Annotated in this window: 15 protein-coding genes; 5 read left to right on the forward strand and 10 right to left on the reverse strand. The window is 56.8% G+C overall.

Features of this window, described 5'->3' with window-relative positions; genetic code table 11:
• Positions 1-48: 48 nt before the first annotated feature.
• From Q0Y21_RS00475 to Q0Y21_RS00485, 3 genes are read right to left on the reverse strand one after another with little or no spacing between them, the layout of a single operon-like run.
• Positions 49-363 (reverse strand): DUF3301 domain-containing protein, encoded by a 315-nt coding sequence (locus tag Q0Y21_RS00475; RefSeq protein ID WP_297790481.1) that lies wholly within the window; start codon positions 361-363, stop codon positions 49-51.
• Positions 360-3,446, reverse strand: coding sequence for an efflux RND transporter permease subunit (locus Q0Y21_RS00480; RefSeq protein WP_297790482.1), 3,087 nt, complete (start codon positions 3,444-3,446; stop codon positions 360-362). The genes Q0Y21_RS00475 and Q0Y21_RS00480 overlap by 4 nt, the downstream gene beginning before the upstream one ends.
• Positions 3,446-4,549 carry an efflux RND transporter periplasmic adaptor subunit gene (locus Q0Y21_RS00485; RefSeq protein WP_297790484.1) on the reverse strand — a complete coding sequence of 368 codons (1,104 nt, stop codon included), beginning with the start codon at positions 4,547-4,549 and terminating at the stop codon, positions 3,446-3,448. Before Q0Y21_RS00485 ends, Q0Y21_RS00480 begins: the two co-directional genes overlap by 1 nt.
• 210 nt (positions 4,550-4,759) lie before the next feature.
• Between Q0Y21_RS00485 and Q0Y21_RS00490 the strand changes: the two genes are divergently transcribed.
• Positions 4,760-5,284, forward strand: a complete 525-nt coding sequence (locus tag Q0Y21_RS00490) for a DnaJ domain-containing protein (RefSeq protein WP_297790486.1) — start codon at positions 4,760-4,762, stop codon at positions 5,282-5,284.
• 4 nt (positions 5,285-5,288) lie between these two features.
• Here Q0Y21_RS00490 and Q0Y21_RS00495 read toward each other — a convergent pair whose 3' ends face one another.
• Complete coding sequence (locus Q0Y21_RS00495) at positions 5,289-6,095, reverse strand: secretin N-terminal domain-containing protein (RefSeq protein WP_297790488.1); 807 nt, start codon at positions 6,093-6,095, stop codon at positions 5,289-5,291.
• 338 nt (positions 6,096-6,433) lie between these two features.
• Here Q0Y21_RS00495 and Q0Y21_RS00500 point away from each other — a divergent pair, with 338 nt between their 5' ends.
• The gene (locus Q0Y21_RS00500) at positions 6,434-7,495 is read left to right on the forward strand and encodes a 3-deoxy-7-phosphoheptulonate synthase (protein ID WP_297790490.1); all 1,062 of its coding nucleotides are present in this window, start codon (positions 6,434-6,436) and stop codon (positions 7,493-7,495) included.
• On the opposite strand, the gene Q0Y21_RS00505 is transcribed toward Q0Y21_RS00500, so the two are convergent.
• Entirely contained in the window at positions 7,440-8,111 is a 672-nt protein-coding gene (locus Q0Y21_RS00505) for a LysE family transporter (RefSeq protein WP_297790492.1), read from the reverse strand. The genes Q0Y21_RS00500 and Q0Y21_RS00505 overlap by 56 nt on opposite strands.
• A 162-nt stretch (positions 8,112-8,273) precedes the next feature.
• Between Q0Y21_RS00505 and Q0Y21_RS00510 the strand changes: the two genes are divergently transcribed.
• Entirely contained in the window at positions 8,274-9,716 is a 1,443-nt protein-coding gene (locus tag Q0Y21_RS00510; RefSeq protein ID WP_297790494.1) for a dihydrolipoyl dehydrogenase, read from the forward strand.
• On the opposite strand, the gene Q0Y21_RS00515 is transcribed toward Q0Y21_RS00510, so the two are convergent.
• Positions 9,682-9,954 (reverse strand): DUF2061 domain-containing protein, encoded by a 273-nt coding sequence (locus Q0Y21_RS00515; protein ID WP_297790496.1) that lies wholly within the window; start codon positions 9,952-9,954, stop codon positions 9,682-9,684. The two genes, Q0Y21_RS00510 and Q0Y21_RS00515, sit on opposite strands and share 35 nt — an antisense overlap.
• 239 nt (positions 9,955-10,193) lie before the next feature.
• Between Q0Y21_RS00515 and Q0Y21_RS00520 the strand changes: the two genes are divergently transcribed.
• Both Q0Y21_RS00520 and Q0Y21_RS00525 read left to right on the forward strand, forming a co-directional pair.
• A complete protein-coding gene (locus Q0Y21_RS00520; protein ID WP_297790498.1) occupies positions 10,194-10,667 on the forward strand; it encodes a Dps family protein in 474 nt (157 codons plus the stop codon).
• Between the two features lie 196 nt (positions 10,668-10,863).
• Positions 10,864-11,853, forward strand: coding sequence for a porin (locus tag Q0Y21_RS00525; protein WP_297790500.1), 990 nt, complete (start codon positions 10,864-10,866; stop codon positions 11,851-11,853).
• A 78-nt stretch (positions 11,854-11,931) separates the two neighbouring features.
• On the opposite strand, the gene Q0Y21_RS00530 is transcribed toward Q0Y21_RS00525, so the two are convergent.
• The 4 genes from Q0Y21_RS00530 to Q0Y21_RS00545 all read right to left on the reverse strand — a co-directional run bounded on the left by Q0Y21_RS00530 (position 11,932) and on the right by Q0Y21_RS00545 (position 16,383).
• A complete protein-coding gene (locus Q0Y21_RS00530; protein ID WP_297790502.1) occupies positions 11,932-13,056 on the reverse strand; it encodes an NAD(P)/FAD-dependent oxidoreductase in 1,125 nt (374 codons plus the stop codon).
• On the reverse strand, positions 13,056-14,375 hold the full coding sequence (locus Q0Y21_RS00535; RefSeq protein WP_297790504.1) for a cyclopropane-fatty-acyl-phospholipid synthase family protein: 1,320 nt from the start codon (positions 14,373-14,375) through the stop codon (positions 13,056-13,058). The genes Q0Y21_RS00530 and Q0Y21_RS00535 overlap by 1 nt, the downstream gene beginning before the upstream one ends.
• 170 nt (positions 14,376-14,545) lie before the next feature.
• Positions 14,546-15,841, reverse strand: a complete 1,296-nt coding sequence (locus Q0Y21_RS00540; RefSeq protein ID WP_297790506.1) for a TRAP transporter large permease subunit — start codon at positions 15,839-15,841, stop codon at positions 14,546-14,548.
• Positions 15,838-16,383: a TRAP transporter small permease subunit gene (locus Q0Y21_RS00545; RefSeq protein WP_297790508.1), complete on the reverse strand. Its 546-nt coding sequence runs from the start codon at positions 16,381-16,383 to the stop codon at positions 15,838-15,840. Before Q0Y21_RS00545 ends, Q0Y21_RS00540 begins: the two co-directional genes overlap by 4 nt.
• Positions 16,384-16,386 lie beyond the last annotated feature (3 nt).

A 16,386-nucleotide genomic window follows, 5' to 3' on the forward strand; every position in this document is an offset into this window, starting at 1 on the left:
TTCTGCACGGACCCAGGGGAAGGAGGAGCGACGTTCAGAGGTTTCGTCTCAGTTGAGCCGGTGAGGCTCCAGCTCCATATGCAGTATACGTGGGCCGAGCATAATCACCCTGCCCACGTATCTTTCCTCGCCAGTAGATGTGAAATCGAACAGGAAGCGTCGCCATACCCGCAGTTTTCCTGTTTCATCGCGCTTGAACCAGAGCCCACGCAGGTAGACGGCGTCATCCAGCAACATTACATCCATTTTCTTGCAGTAGTTCCTGGCCGCCTGCAGGACGAAATCCTTGATGGCCTTGGCCCGCCACCAGTACCAGATGGCGAACGCGGCCCCGAACAGCCAGAACAGCGTTCCCAGAGTCACTGTGTCGGGACCGATGCGTTGTCACTGTTGCCGTTACCGTATTCCTCCGCAGCGGAACCGTGATGGTCACGGGCCAGCAGGATGTAGAATGCCGGCAACACGAAAATGGTGAACAGTGTGCCAATACCGAGACCGGCGCTGATGGTCAGGCCGATGGCAAAGCGGCTTTCCGCACCCGGGCCGATGGCAATCAACAGCGGCACCATGGCAAAGATCAGTGCCAGTGATGTCATGATGATGGGCCGCAACCGGATAGCCGCCGCCTCGATCACCGCATCCCGCTTGTTCAGTCCCCTGTCGACCTGCAAGGCGTTGGCAAACTCTACAATCAGGATACCGTTCTTGGACACCACGCCAATCAGGGTAATCAGACCCACCTGGGTGTAGATGTTCATGGTGGCGAATCCGAGCACAATGAATGCCATGGCACCGGCCACGGACATGGGGACCGAGACCAGGATAATGAACGGATCACGCCAGCTTTCGAACTGGGCTGCAAGCACGAGATAAATCACCAGCAGCGACAGGAAGAAGGTAACCACCAGGGCGCTGCCCTGATTGGCGAACTGTCGGGATTCACCGGTGTAGTCGGAGGTGAAGCCCTGAGGGAACACCTGGTCTGCGGTTGACTCCATGAACGCCATGGCATCTCCCATGGTCACCCCGGGCATCACCACACCTTGCAGCGTCAGCGAGTTCAGCTGGTTGAACTGGGTGCGTTGAGATGGCTCGATATCGTGCTTGAAGCTGATAACACTGCCGAGGGGAACCAGCTGGCCGTTATCGGCGCGGATGTAATAGTCGTTGAGTGCGTCCGAATCCATGCGGAAGTCCCTCTCGACCTGCGGGATCACCTGGTAGGAGCGACCTTCCATGTTGAACCGGTTGATGTAACCGCCGCCAAGCATGCTGGACATCGCCTGTCCCACATCCTGCATCGACAGCCCCAGGTCCGCGACCCGGTCACGGTCGACTTCGATGCGTGTTACCGGCCGATCAAAGTCGATGGATTTCTGCAGGAACATGAAGTTACCGCTGGCCATGGCTTTGCCAAGCATCTCATTGGCAACGTCGTTGAGACGGTTATAGTCTTCCCCTGTGGTAATCACGAACTGGAAGGGCAGGCCGCCACCGGAACCGGGCAGGGAAGGCCGCGGAAATACCGCAGTCTGCAGGCCGGTAACCTGTTTGAGCGCACTGTTCAGTTGCGGCTGTACTTCGAACTGGCTGACCTCACGATCTCCCCAGGGTGCCATCTTGAACCCGCCAAAGACGGCGTTGGGCGCAGTAATCCCCAGAATCATGAAGTCCTCGTTGTAGCCGGGAACCTTTTCCATGTGTTCCAGCACCTCATCCCCGTGCTCCTCAAGGTAGTCCAGGGTTGCGGTCTGAGGCGCCAGCCCCTGATAGAACAGGATGCCCTGGTCCTCGGTGGGAGCCAGTTCGCTCTGGCTCATCATCACCATAAAGTAAATGGACGCCAGCACCACAAGGGCAAAGAAGATCACCACGGACTTGGTTGCCATCAGGGAACTCAGTGCCGCTTTGTAGCTGTTGGCAATCCCGTTGAACGACTGCTCCACCAGCTTTTCGAAGCGTCCCGGATTGCCATGAGGCTTGAGGATTTTTCCGGACAGCATCGGTGAAAGCGTTAGCGCGACAATCCCTGAAATCACAACAGTGCCTGCCAGGGTAAAGGCAAACTCGGTAAACAGTGATCCGACCAGTCCCCCCATGAAACCAATCGGGGCATAGACAGCTACCAGGGTGGTGGTCATGGCGATGATGGGCACGGCCATTTCCCGCGCGCCGTTGATGGCGGCGTCAAACCGGGATTCCCCCTGCTCGATGTGGCGATGAACGTTCTCCACCATGATGATGGCATCATCCACCACCAGACCTATGGCCAGCACCATCGATAGCAGTGTCAGCAGGTTCAGGGAGAACCCCATCATCAGCATGACGAATGCGCCACCGATCAGCGACAGGGGCACGGCCACCGATGGGACCACCGCGGCCCTGACTGAGCCCAGGCACAGGAATACAACGACCAGTACGATGAGTATGGCCTCCAGCAGAGTCTGGATAACCTCGTTGATGGAACTGTCGATGAAGTCGGAGGCATCGTAGGCCAGTCGTACGTTCAGGCCGGAGGGTAACTGGCTTTCGATATCCGGCAGCTCGCTCTTTACCAGGTCGGCAACCGTCAGCGGGTTGGCGCCGGGGGACAGTTCGATGGCGACATAGGTAGCGGGTTCACCCTTATAAAGGGCCAGTTGGTCGTAGGTTTCCGATCCCAATTCGACCCTGGCAATATCCTTGAGCCGGATCAGCGAGCCATTGGATTCCTTGACCACCAGCTCCCGGAACTGGTCGGGGTCTCCCACGTCGGTGTCGCTGGTCATGCTGATCTTGGTGTATTTGCCCTCGGTGTTACCCACGGCGGCCTGGTAGTTGTTCTTCAGCAGAACCTGAACCACCTCCTGAGGCGTCATATCGACCGCGGACAGGCGCTCCGGATCAAGCCAGGCGCGCAGAGCAAACTTGCGTCCCAACAGCTCTGCTTTGCCAACGCCCGGTAAAGCCTGGAGTTTGGGCTGGACAACCCGTGTCAGGTAATCCGTTATCTGTGGCACTTTCAGTTCATTACCGTAGAAAGCAATGTACATCAGCGCTGTCGAATCCCCGGTGGTGGAGGAGATGACCGGGTCCTGCGCATCTGCCGGCAGCACGTTCCGCTGACTGGCTACCTTGGCCTGGATTTCCGCCAGTGCCGCATTGGCATCGTAGTTCAGCTCCATCTTGGCTTCGATGGTGGAGAGGCCCTGGGAACTGGTGGAGGTCAGGTAGTCAATGCCACTGGCTTCGGCGATAGCCTGTTGCAGTGGGGTGGTGATAAAACCTTTAACCAGGTCCGAACTGGCGCCCGGATAGGCAGTGGTCACGGTAACGGTCGTGCTTTCCAGTTCGGGATACTGGCGAATTTCCATCTCCATGGCTGCCCGGGCGCCGAGCAGCAGGATCAGCAGGCTGACCACCGTCGCGAGGACGGGTCGCTGAATGAATATGTCGGTGAAACGCATTATTCGGACGCCTCCGCCGGGTCGTTATCGCTTTCCTGCACTTCCACCCGTTGTCCGGCGCGGAGTCTCAGCAGGCCCTTGGCGACCACTTCCTCGCCCTCTGTCAGGCCCTCTTCCACAGCAACACGGCCATTGCGTACTTCGCCGGTCTGAACCGTCCGGCGGTTGACGATCAATTCACCTTCTTCGTTCTCTTCCACCACGAAGACGAAGTCGCCGTATGTGTTGTAGGAGATTGCAGTCCGGGGCACGGTGACAACGTCACGATCCTGGGGCTGGTTGGTCAGGATGGTGGTAAACATGCCGGGGCGCAGAGCATTTTCAGGATTGGCCAGCGTGGCACGAATGCGGACGGTCCGGGTTTCCGGGTTGACCGAGGTGTTGATGGCGCTGACCTTGCCGTCAAAGGTTTTGCCGGGAACCGCGGCAACCGTGGCGGTAACGTCATAGCCGGTTGCGATTCTCGGAAGGTCTTTTTCGGACAACGTATAATCCACGTAGATAGGGTCCAGCATGTTGATTTCGACGATCGGCGTGCCGGTGGGAATGTACTCGCCCTGGTCCACCAAACGAAGGCCGAGGGTGCCATCGAAGGGAGCACGAATCACTTTCTTGTTGAGCTGGGCCTCCGCCTCGTTGACCCGGGCGCGGGCAGCATCAACATTTGCTTTGGCTTCGTCGAACTGGGCTTGTGATACCGCGCGTTTCGGAAGCAGGTCGGATATCCGCTGGAACTCCTGCTCTGCCAGTTGAGCTTCGGCCCGGCGTGTCCGCAGCGCAGCTTCGTCGATGGCGGCATCCAGTCGAATCAGGATATCGCCTTTACTGACGGTGTCGCCGGATTCAAAGCCAATCTGTTCAATCACGCCCGGAACCTCATTGGCCACCTCAATGCCATTGATGGCCTCGACGCTCCCCACAGCCTTGACGGCGGGCGTCCATCGAGCACTACTGGCTTTGGTAGTGGAAATCTGGGCCGGCGGTTGTGGCTGCGACAATTGCTTTTTAAGCTGACCGAACTGGTAAAACTTGTATCCAAATATGCCGCCAAGTACAACGCCAAGGAAGATAATGACGATCAGGAAACGGGGAGCCGTGCGCATAATTCAAGTCCTGGGTATCAGTGTCCATTTGGAAATCGCCCAACGTGGCCGGTCAGGCTCGTGAGTGATTGTCCCTGTTTATCTGTAACGGGATGAGTGTGTAACTGATTCTTAACAGCGATGAATAAAATAGCATCCTATACAAAGCGGGGGTGTTTTGTCATCGCTTGAACACCAGAATTACGGTAGGTAAGCGTAAGGGATTTCACTATGCACTGGATATTGGGGCTGGCCCTGACGGCTGCGGTTTTTGTCATACTGAAGCAGTGGGGAGCGTTGTCAGCGGAGAAAAAGAAGACCGCCGTCTGGAAGATGGCGTTGGTGATCGGTGGCGCTGTCCTTCTCTTTCTGGTGTTAACCGGCCGCGTGCATGTACTGACGGCGGCCGTGGCGGCGCTGGTTCCCCTCCTACGAAAATTGCCGGCGTTGTTGAAGTTCACGCCCATGGTAAACCGGATGTACCGGCAACAGCGTCAATCGGGCAATGACGGGGCCGGCGCCGGTGGCGCCAGGTCGGGCGATGCGGGGCAGCGGACCGGGGCAGAGCCGATGTCTGTGCGCGAAGCCTGCGATGTGCTCGGGGTTTCTCCGGACTGCTCGGAGGATGAGGTGATCATGGCTCACCGGCGGCTGATGCAGAAGATTCATCCTGATCGTGGCGGTAATGATTACCTGGCCGCCCAGGTCAATGAGGCAAAAGCGACCTTGCTTGCGTCACGCAAAGGGGCGGCCTGACGATTCAGAACATCTCTACCCGAACCTCAACGGTCTGATTTTCCCTCTGGTCGCCGCCAACCTGATAGGTGATGCCGGAGCGGTTGCTGGTCTGCCTGCTTCGGGTGCTGCCAAGCTCGATCCATTGCCCGGGTTCCACCCGGCGAATGGTCATCAGAGCCTCGGTTTCATAGCCGGGTATATCGTCCGCCGGGTCTTCCTCGAAGGAGACGATATTGAGCTCAATGGTTCGGTCGGAAATAACCTGCGGGCTGACCAGAAAGCCGCTGCGTGTCTCTATCTGTCCGAGGATGGCAGCGGGGTTACGCCCACCTCGAATGGCGATCGGGACTGTTCGCACCTGTCCGGAATGGATATGGGCTGACTGACCGTCCTGAACCACCAGGGTGCGCTCCTGATTGCGGCGAGTCGTCGTGACTCTGCGTTCAACGTTGGCACTGGCCTGGCCGTTGCTGATGGTGATATTGCCACCTCCGCTTTTGGCGTCCAGGTTGCTGCGGGTCCGCACGGTGATCCGCATCTGTACCGGGGCGACGTCCATGGTTTGCACCAGAGATCCAATTTCGTCCAACACCTCTGGCTCTCCGCGTACGATCATCTGCTGTCCCCTGGTGGTAATGGCAACCTGGCCATCGGGGTACAGCTCCCTGACTTGCGCGCCAACCTGTTCAGAGGAGCGGTTGTTGAGCTGGTAGGTACGGGCCTCTGGTGCTGCCAGTGCGGACAGGGGCATGACGAACAGGAACATCCAGAGGGCGATGATTGCTGACCCGTTCCGGGAGACAGTCTGGTTGGTTTGTATCGCAGTCACGGCAAAAGATTCCATCAAATTCGGGATTGCGGGTTGCAAAGCCGAAAACCGGAGGTATATATTGAAAAGCATGAAGACTACACACGCGACCTGTCAATTGAATGTTCTGAAAGCTTTCGGTGCGAAACCGGCAGCTGCGGTCGCTGCTGTGTTTTTCTGGTGGTTTGGTTATGGCTTTTATTTTAGCCAGAGCCAGGGCCGCCCATAAGATCTTCATCGACTGAATTACGAGGAAGGCAGCCCGGCAAAACCCAGGCTGCCACCGGACTCGAAAAAGCCCCGACTGGTAGCCCAGCCGGGGCTTTTTTGATTCTGACACAGGGAAACGGACAACTGACATGAACATGCCACTGAATATCGACACCCTGACTGACGGGGCCAGCGCCGGGAATTCCACCGCCCCCAATCGCAGGGAAGAGATTCTTCCGACAGCGTCAGAGCTGAGGACCCGCCTGCCACTGGCACCTGCCGTGGAGCACCAGATCCTGCGCCAACGTGATGATATCCGCCGGGTACTTAACGGTGACGACCCGCGCACGCTGATTGTGATCGGGCCGTGCTCGATTCACGATGAGGTGGCCGCGCTGGAGTACGCAGACAAGCTTAAGGAACTCGCAGCGTCTGTCAGCGACCGTTTCCTGATCGTGATGCGTGCCTACCTGGAAAAACCCAGAACCACCGTGGGCTGGAAAGGACTGTTGTACGATCCGGACCGTACCGGAGCCGGTAACCTCAACGACGGTCTGGTGCGGTCCCGCCGGCTGCTGTTGAACCTGGCGGCAACCGGTCTGCCGCTGGCGACCGAAGCCCTCAGTCCATTCGCCATGGATTACCTTGGTGACCTGATCAGCTGGAGCGCTATTGGCGCCCGCACCACGGAATCCCAGGTGCACCGGGAACTGGTCAGCGGTCTGCCGATGCCGGTGGGCTTCAAGAACGGCACGGATGGGGGCGTGACGGTGGCGATCAATGCGATGAAATCCGCTGCCCACCCGCACCACCACATGGGCATTGCCAGCACGGGCGCCCCGGCCATGATCACCACCGAGGGCAACCCGGATACCCATCTGGTCCTTCGGGGCGGACGAGGCATTACCAACTACGATGCCGACAGCATTGGCCAGGCCATTGAGTCACTGTCAGACGCTGGAGTGTCCACTGCCGTCATGGTGGACTGCAGTCACGATAATGCCTGCAAGCAGGCAGATCGTCAGCTGGATATTGCCCGGGAGGTCGTGGCCCAGCGAGCCGCCGGCAACAACTGCATTCGGGGCCTGATGCTGGAGAGCTTCCTGGAGCAGGGCCGCCAGAATGACGGCGCCGATCTCATATACGGTTGCTCCATTACCGACCCGTGTATTGGCTGGGCCCAGACGGAGGCTCTGATCCGCTCACTGTAGAAAACAGCAGCTGCCCGGCCAGCAACAACAGCACACCGCCCATCATCCGGTCGAGCCAGTGGCCGAATCGGTTAAAGCCGCGTCGTACCCTGGGCAGGGTGAAAAAGCTGGCCACCAGGGTGAACCACAGGCCCGTGGCCAGGGCCATATAAAGACCGTAGCTGGTTTGCAGCGCGATGGGGGTATCGGGACTGATCACCACGGAAAACAGTGATACGAAGAACAGGGTTGCCTTGGGGTTCAGAACATTGGTCAGGAATCCCAGCCTGAACGCGGCAAAGCCACTTTGTGGCGATGCGTTGTCTGTTTCAACATGAATGCTGCCTGCCCGTGATCTTAGGCACTGCACCGCTATCCACGTCAGATACAGCGCACCAATGACCTTGAGAATAGTGAAAAGCAGCAACGACTGTTGAATGAGAATGCCAATCCCCAGCAGTGAATAGGTCACGTGCACAAGTATGCCAATGCCTATGCCGGCTGCGCTGAGCACGGCGTTGCGCCGACTCTGGCACAAAGCCTGGCGGAGCATGACCGCGAAGTCGGGCCCCGGGCTGGCAACCGCCAGCAGGTGGACGACGGCCACGGTCAGGAATTCGGCCCAGTAGGTCTGCATGTTCTGTTCTCCTTGCCAATGCAGGACGTGATTGAAAAAAACTTGTTGGATGAAGGCAAGGATATAAGTGATGGTGAAAAATATCCTGTGCCAAGCGCAACTATTCCTGACGGCTATACTCACCAGAACCACTTTGACGGAGAACGGGCAGGAGAGGCAGTCATGGAGATACGCAGGGTAGACGTTGCGATTATCGGGGCCGGCACTGCCGGCATGGGAGCTTATCGCGCGGCACGGAAACACACCGACAACCTGCTGCTGATTGAGGGCGGTCCTTTTGGCACCACCTGTGCTCGTGTTGGCTGCATGCCCAGCAAGTTGCTGATTGCCGCCGCAGACAGCGCCCATGGCATGGAGCTGGGGCCGGTTTTTGGTATCCATCCCGGCGGAGTGCAGGTTGATGGCAAGGCAGTGATGGATCGGGTCCGCAGTGAGCGCGACCGTTTTGTCGGTTTTGTCCGGGAGACCATTGATGAGATGCCGGAATCTCATCGCCTGAGCGGCCATGCCCGGTTCGTGGATACCCACCGCCTGATCGTTGATGAAAAAATTGAAGTAATCGCGGACCGGATTGTTCTGGCCACTGGCTCCCGACCCAATATTCCCGGATTTCTCGAAGAGGCCGAGGACCGGCTGGTGGTCAATGACGACGTGTTCGAGTGGAACGAGTTGCCGGCCTCGGTTGCGGTGTTCGGCCCGGGCATTATTGGCCTGGAACTGGGGCAGGCGCTTAGCCGGCTGGGCGTTCGTGTTCGCATGTTCGGTGTCGGCGGCGCTGTTGGACCTATACGGGATGACCGCATCCGGGAGTACGCCCTGGAAACCTTCAGCCGTGACTTTCCGCTGGACCCGGATGCCAAGGTGAAAATCGTGAAGCGGACAGTCGACGGCGTCGAGATCACCTTTGTGGATAAATCAAAAGGCAAGGTGACTGAAACCTTTGACTATGTTTTGGCTGCAACCGGACGAAAAGCCAACGTTGATCATCTGGATATCCAGAATGCCGAGCTGGAGCTGGATGAACACGGTTCACCGCTGTTTAACCGATACACTCTACAGTGTGGCGACAGTCATATTTTCATTGCCGGCGACGCCAATAACGATGCCCCGCTGCTTCACGAAGCCGCAGATGAGGGGCGCATTGCCGGTGATAACGCCGGGCGATACCCGGATGTCCGCGCGGGCTTGCGTCGCACGCCGCTGGCGGTGGTCTTTACCGACCCGCAGATAGCTACGGTGGGGCTGACCATTGATCAGGTGAATGAGCGTTGCAAGGGCTGTTTTGCCGTTGGCGAAGTGTCCTTTGAAGATCAGGGGCGCAGCCGGGTGATTGCCAGGAATAAAGGGTTGTTGCGGGTCTATGGTGAGCAGGGCAGTGGCCAGTTTCTTGGCGCGGAGATGTTTGGTCCGGCGGCTGAGCACATCAGCCACCTGCTGGCGTGGTCAGTCCAGCGGCGAATGACGGTGAGTGAGATGCTGGACATGCCGTTCTATCATCCGGTTATCGAGGAAGGAGTGAGAACGGCGTTGAGGGCGCTCAACCGCAACCTGAATATCGGACCGGAGGTCATTACACGCTGCATGGACTGCGGTCCCGGGGGCTGATCACTGGTTGCGAGGGCTGGGTGCGGCGTGCCCAGATCTTCTCGTGAAAGAAGTAGGCGACGGTATTGATAGCCGGCTCCACCATGGCAATCAGACTGCCGATGAGAAGGTCGCCGGTCAGCAGAAAAGCCACACTGAACGCCACGGTGAAATGGGTGATGGCAAAGGTGATCGTCTTTAATAGCGAATGGTCGCCGCTTGCTCCGTGGTCGTGGACAAACAATTTGAGCGCACCCATGATCAACTCCGCTTATGAGATGTTTATGAGCCCATTTAAAGACAAATGATAATCACTGTTAAATAAATTGTTCATTGATCTTTGATAGGATCTGGCTATAAATAGGATTTGGTTTTGACCTTTTCAATGTCGATAGGTTAGTGCTATCGAAGGCATTGGGAGACTAAACTTCACTGATTTCAGTCTTTTGGCTTATATTTCAGCCAGATTTACTTCATTAACTGTCAAGGAGGCATGTTATGGGCAAAAATTTTATTGGACTGGACACGGAAAAAACCGAGCAGCTTGCCAACGCCCTGAACGATCTGCTGTCGAACTATCAGATCTTCTACATGAACGTTCGCGGCTATCACTGGAACATCAAGGGTGACAATTTCTTCGAATTGCACGTGAAGTTTGAGGAGCTCTACGACGATCTGCTGCTGAAAATCGACGAGATTGCTGAGCGCGTGCTTACCCTCGGACATCGTCCGGCGCACGCTTACAGCACCTACATCGAGAAATCCGAGGTGCCTGAGCGCAAGGACGTCTCCGATGGCAAGGTGGCCATGGAGAACATTGTGGAAAGCTTCGCCAAACTGATTGGTAAGCAGCGCGAACTGTTGAGCCTCGCCGGAGATGCGGACGACGAAGGCACTGTTGCGCTGATGAGTGATTATATCTCGCAGCAGGAAAAAACGGTCTGGATGTACCGCAGTTATCTGGGGCAGTAATCCGTTTTCGGCACGTTGAGAAGGTGGCGGCCCTCGGGTCGCCATTTTTTTGCCGGTTCGGTGAGCCTATCTTCGTTTCCTCGCACCAGTCACCAAACTGCCATAGATCATTAACAAATCGTTAATAAACCCTCTCCATAGTGTGATCACGAAATTCAACACCGATCAAACGTGATCACTGATGGAGAACACACGAATGAAAAAGCAGTTGCTGGCTCTGGCTATCGGTTCCATGGTTGTTGCGCCCTCCGTTGCGATGGCTGACAAGGGACCAATCGTTTACGGCAAAGCCAACGTGTCCTACGAAAACCAGGATAACGATGTAGAAGATGCCTGGAAGCTTCAGAGCAATGCCTCGCGCCTGGGTGTCAAAGGAGACCTGGATCTTGATTTCAACGAGATCAAAGCGATCTACAAGGCAGAATTCGAAATCTCAATCGACGATGGTGACAAGGGCGGAGAAACCTTCAGCCAACGCAATATCTACGGCGGTTTTGCCCACGACACCATGGGTACACTGATTGCCGGTAAATTTGATACACCGCTTAAAAAAGCTCAGGGCAAGGTTGACCAGTTCAACGACCTGCAGGGTGACATCAAGAACATCATGGCCGGCGAGAACCGCACCAGCAATATGGTGCAGTACAGCTCTCCCAGCTTCGCAGATGCGTTGTCCGTGAACGTGGCCTTGATTCCGGGTGAAGATCAGGAAGAAGGTACCGACGAGAATGGCATTGCCGACGCGGTCTCCAGTTCCATCGTATTTGATCAAGGCATGTTCTACGGTGCCCTTGCCTATGATTCCGAGATTGAAGATGAACTGGTCGCTGATTCCACGATGGAAGGCAGGTTGAACATTCTTCGTGCCGCCGGGCTGGTTCGGCTCGACATGTTCGAGTTTGGCGCGTTGTACCAGCTGGCGGAAGAGGAGGACGGTGACGGTGAAGAAGACAGCTATCTGCTCAGTGGTGCCGTGAAGTTCGACCGGGTGAAACTGAAAGCCCAGTACGGCCTGACCAAAGCGGATCTGTCAGACGAAGAACTGACCCTTATTGGCGTTGGTGCTGATTACAAGCTTGCCAGTAAAAGCAAGGTTTACACCTATTTCTCCCAGGTGAAACAAGACATCGGCGATCAGGAAGACACCACTTTCGGTGTGGGCTTTGAACACAAGTTCTCTATGTAAGACGGAAGTAAAGAAGCGCAGTATCGTGTTGGCGTCATTGTTTGCCGGGGCAATAGCCCCGGCTTTTTTGTTGCAGCCCTACACGGCAACATCCAGTAGCGGCACCTCCTGATGCAGGAACCACTTCTCGGTCACAACCTTGCGGGTAAACCAGTGTGAGCGCATAAGGGCACTGGCCACTGGTGCTTTCACCCATTCCGGGAGATGCCAGCCCTGTTCCGCCTCTGCCGCACGGTTACCAAACCGTTGGGCAATGGTTTCACCATAGGCCTGCAGCGTCTGGGCTGAATAATCATCCGCCTCGCGAATCACCTGGGCTGCGATCAGGGCGGATTCAATGGCCGGGCGAATACCTTCCCCGCTCTGGGTATAGGCCAGTCCAGCGGAGTCGCCGATCAACATGACGCCGTCGTCCACCAGCGGGCGTTCCGCATGATCGTACAATAGATAGGCATGGCCCTTGAAACGTCCGGGCAGATCGGCCGGGATACGGCCACTGGCCTTCATTTCCGCCACAAACCGTTCGAGATGGTCGGAGAGCTTGTGGTTGTCCTCCCGGCCCAACCCGATATTCAGGAAATTACCCTTGCGGAACACCCAGGCATAACCTTTCAGATCCTTGCAGAACCACAGCTCCGGCGTGTCTCCCCGGGCCTGGCAGACCTCGGATTGTTCCGGCGTCATTTCAAACTCGACTTCCTTGGCGGCAACCACGGTCTCATGGCTTCCGGGCCCATCACCCAGGAGTTTGGCCACCGGGCAGAAGTGGCCGCCGGCACCGACTATGAGTGGCGCTTCCCAGGTGTCATTAACTACCCAGTTGCCGTTTTTTCGGGTAATGGATTTGACCGGGGTGCCCAATTCCTGCGAAGCGGTCACCCGATTGAGCAGGTAGTGGTCAAACTCACAGCGGCGAATGCCGTAGCTGACCACGTCATCGTGATTGTTCTCTACGGCAGGTTGTCCCATCATGCCGATGCGAAAGCGGCGAATGGGTTGCAGGGTGCGCTCCCTGGCGTAGTCTGATAGATCAATGTCGAGACTCGCCATCACCGCCGGGGTCACCCAGCCTGCACAGGTCTTGTCGCGGGGGAAGGTTTTCTTGTCGATGACAAGAATGCGCTTGCCACTGTCCCGAAGCGAATGAGCGAGCGTGGCGCCGGCGGGGCCGGCGCCGACGATGATCAGGTCATAATAATCCATTAACGGGCCTCCGGTGCTGCGGGCGTTGTATAAAGGTCCTGGCGGCTTTGTGGTAACCGGTTATTGTCGCCGTGGGTGAAGACGACCTGAAAGAGCTGTAGAGAGCCGGCACGGAAGGCGGCGATGGAGCCGGCCAGGTACATGCTCCAGGCCCGGGTGAAGTGCTCGTCGTACATCTCGGACACCTGGTCTTCGTTAGCCGTAAACCGCTCCATCCAGTGGGTGAGAGTCTGGGCGTAGTGCAGGCGCAGGTTCTCCACATCCAGCACGGAAAAATCGCCGTGTTCACAGAGAGTCATGAATTCGCCGATGCTGGGAGGGTAGGCACCGGGGAAGATCCGTTTTTCGATCCAGGCATTCATTAGCATCGGGCGGTTCCGACCAATGCTGTGGAGCAGGGCAATACCGTCCGGCTTCAGGGAGCGCTTGATCAGCTCCGATAATGCCGGGTAGTTGTCCTTGCCGACGTGTTCGAGCATGCCAATGGATACGAAGGCGTCGTACTGGCCCTGAATGTTGCGGTAATCGTCTTCCACATACTCAATCAGGTGGCCCAGTTGCTGGCGTTCAGCCTCGGCGCGGGCGTAGGCGAGCTGTTCCTTCGAAATGTTGTAGGAATACACTTTTACGCCATAGTTCCTGGCCATATAGCGGGCGAGACCACCCCAGCCGCACCCGGCTTCCACTACTGTCATGCCGGGCTTGAGACGGAGTTTGCGACAGACATGCTCCAGTTTGGCCAGTTGTGCCTGCTCCAGAGTCAGGTCCGGACTTTCGTAATAGGCGCAGGTGTACTGCATTTCGGCCTCGTCCAGCCATAGCTGGTAGAACTCATTGCCGAGATCATAATGGTGGTGAATATTTTCCTTGGCCTCGGATATGCCGGTTGGACGGGGGTTATGATTGCGCCACAGAGCGTCCAGCCATCTGGGCCAGCGCTGACGGGCCTGGTGAACCGAGCGATAGAGTGCTTCCATCAAATCAGGCAGGTCGCCGTCGACCACGAGGCGACCGGCGCTGTACAGGTCGCCAAACGCCAGGTTGGGATTGGTCACCAGAGAAACCAGCGCCTTGGGGTCGGTCAGGTGAATCGTAAAGCGGGCCTCGCCGCAGTCAGGCTCAATGACCTCGTCATTCCACAACCGGAACCGCACCGGCGGCGAGCCTGCCATTCTCATCAGCTTGGCGACCAGCCAAAGCTCGTAGGAATGAGGTTCACGGTCAGCCTGAAGGTTTTCCAGGGGGAGCTTCAGAACGTGTGCTTTCTGGTCGTCCTGGTGTTTGGAATCATCCGTTTTCCGAACAGTGCTCTGATTCATGAACTCTCGTCTCCCATAGCCTACTGTTTAATTCAGTATAGAAAACGATCAGGTTTTGTCATGTGGAGACGGCACTAAAGATCTTTATCAAAGGAATAGAGGGTCGGGATTCGGGGGCTTGAGCAGGAGGGGCAAACAGGGCCGGAGCGTGCCTCCGGCCCTGGTCGGGGTCAATAGGAAGAGCTCATCCCGAACCATTCCGGGAAAATCACAATGAGCGCAAGCACCAGCATCTGCAGCAGGATAAAAGGAAGAACCCCTTTGTAAATATCCGTTGTCTGCACATTGGGTGGAGCGACGCCCTTGAGGTAGAACAACGAGAACCCGAACGGGGGCGTCAGGAAACTGGTTTGCAGGTTCATGGCGATCAGGATGGCAAACCACAGCATGTTGATGCCCAGGGCTTCAGCCACCGGCGCGAGGATCGGCACGATGATGAACGAAATCTCCACGAAATCGATAAAGAAGCCCAGTACCAGAATGACCAGCATGGCCAGGATGATAAAGCCCCATTTCTCGCCCGGCAGCTGCAGTAACCATTCTTCAAGCAGGTAGTCGCCACCGGTATAGCTGAACACCATGGAGAACGCGGTGGCACCGATCAGGATGGCGAACACCATGGCGGTGACCTTGACGGTATCCTTGGAGGCATCCCACACCATTTTGAAGGAAAACTGCCGATAGATAATCGCCAGAACGACAGCCCCCACGCCGCCCAGTGCAGAGGATTCAGTGGGTGTGGCAATACCGGTGAAAATTGAACCCAGCACCACGACGATCAGTGCCAGCGGCGGAATGATGGCCAGCAGCGCATTGAAAACTTCCTGTTTACGGGATACGCCGCTTTCATCAGGCATGGCCGGTGCCGTTTCCGGTTTGAAACGCGTCATGATCAGGATGTAGCCAATGTACAGGCCGATCAGCACGACGCCGGGCCATACGGCGGCCTTGAACAGGTCGCCCACCGGCAGGCCGAGTACGTCACCCAGAATGATCAGTATGATCGAAGGTGGAACGATCTGTCCCAGAGTACCGGAGGCGCAAATGGTACCGGTCGCAAGACGCTTGTCGTATTTGTGAGCCAGCATTACCGGTAAGGAGATCAGGCCCATGGCCACAACGCTTGCACCCACCACGCCGGTTGATGCCGCGAGGAGTGCTCCCACCAGGATGGTGGAGATAGCCAGACCGCCGGGCAAGCCGCCAAACAGGCGACCCATGGAGGTCAGTAACTGTTCCGCCAGTTTGGTGCGCTGAAGCACAACGCCCATGAAAATGAACAGTGGGACAGCCATCAGTACGGTATTCTGCATTACGCTCATGATGCGGTAGGGCATGAAGGCAAACAGATCCATGCCTTCTGCAAACACACCAAAGAAGAGCGCTACGCCACCAAAGGTGAACGCCACGGGGAAGCCCAGCATCAGCATGATGAGGGCGGCGCCAAACATTATCATACCGATCATGCCAGTCCCCCTCCGCTGTGCTCGCCTTCGTATTCTTTTTCACCGGACATGACGCGCAATGCGAACGTCGCCATGTTGAGGCCGGCGATGGCGGTGAAGATGGCGGTCAGGGGGATTACTGACTTGATGATCCAGCGATGGGGTAGACCGCCGGGATCGCCGCTACCTTCACCCATGTTGTATGAATTCACGGCGAAGTCGTAGCCATAGATGCCGATCAGGTAGGCGAACGGGATAACGAAAATGAACGCGCCCAGCAGGTTGATCCACGCTTTCGCCTTGTTGCTCCAGCGCGTGTAGAACACATCAACCCGCACGTGCCCGTCAGTGCGCAGCGCATAGGGAATGCCGAACAGGAAGACCACCGAATAGAGGTGCCATTCCATTTCCTGCATGCCGATTGAAACGTCATTGAATGCGTAGCGGGCGACAACATCGTAAAAGACGTTGGCTGCCATCAGTATCATTGCGACACAGGCAATCCAGCCACAAAGAATAGACAGTCGGGCCAGGCCCTCGTCCAGTTTGATAATCCACCGCATTGA

The organism is uncultured Marinobacter sp. (assembly GCF_947259545.1).
Taxonomy (GTDB): domain Bacteria; phylum Pseudomonadota; class Gammaproteobacteria; order Pseudomonadales; family Oleiphilaceae; genus Marinobacter.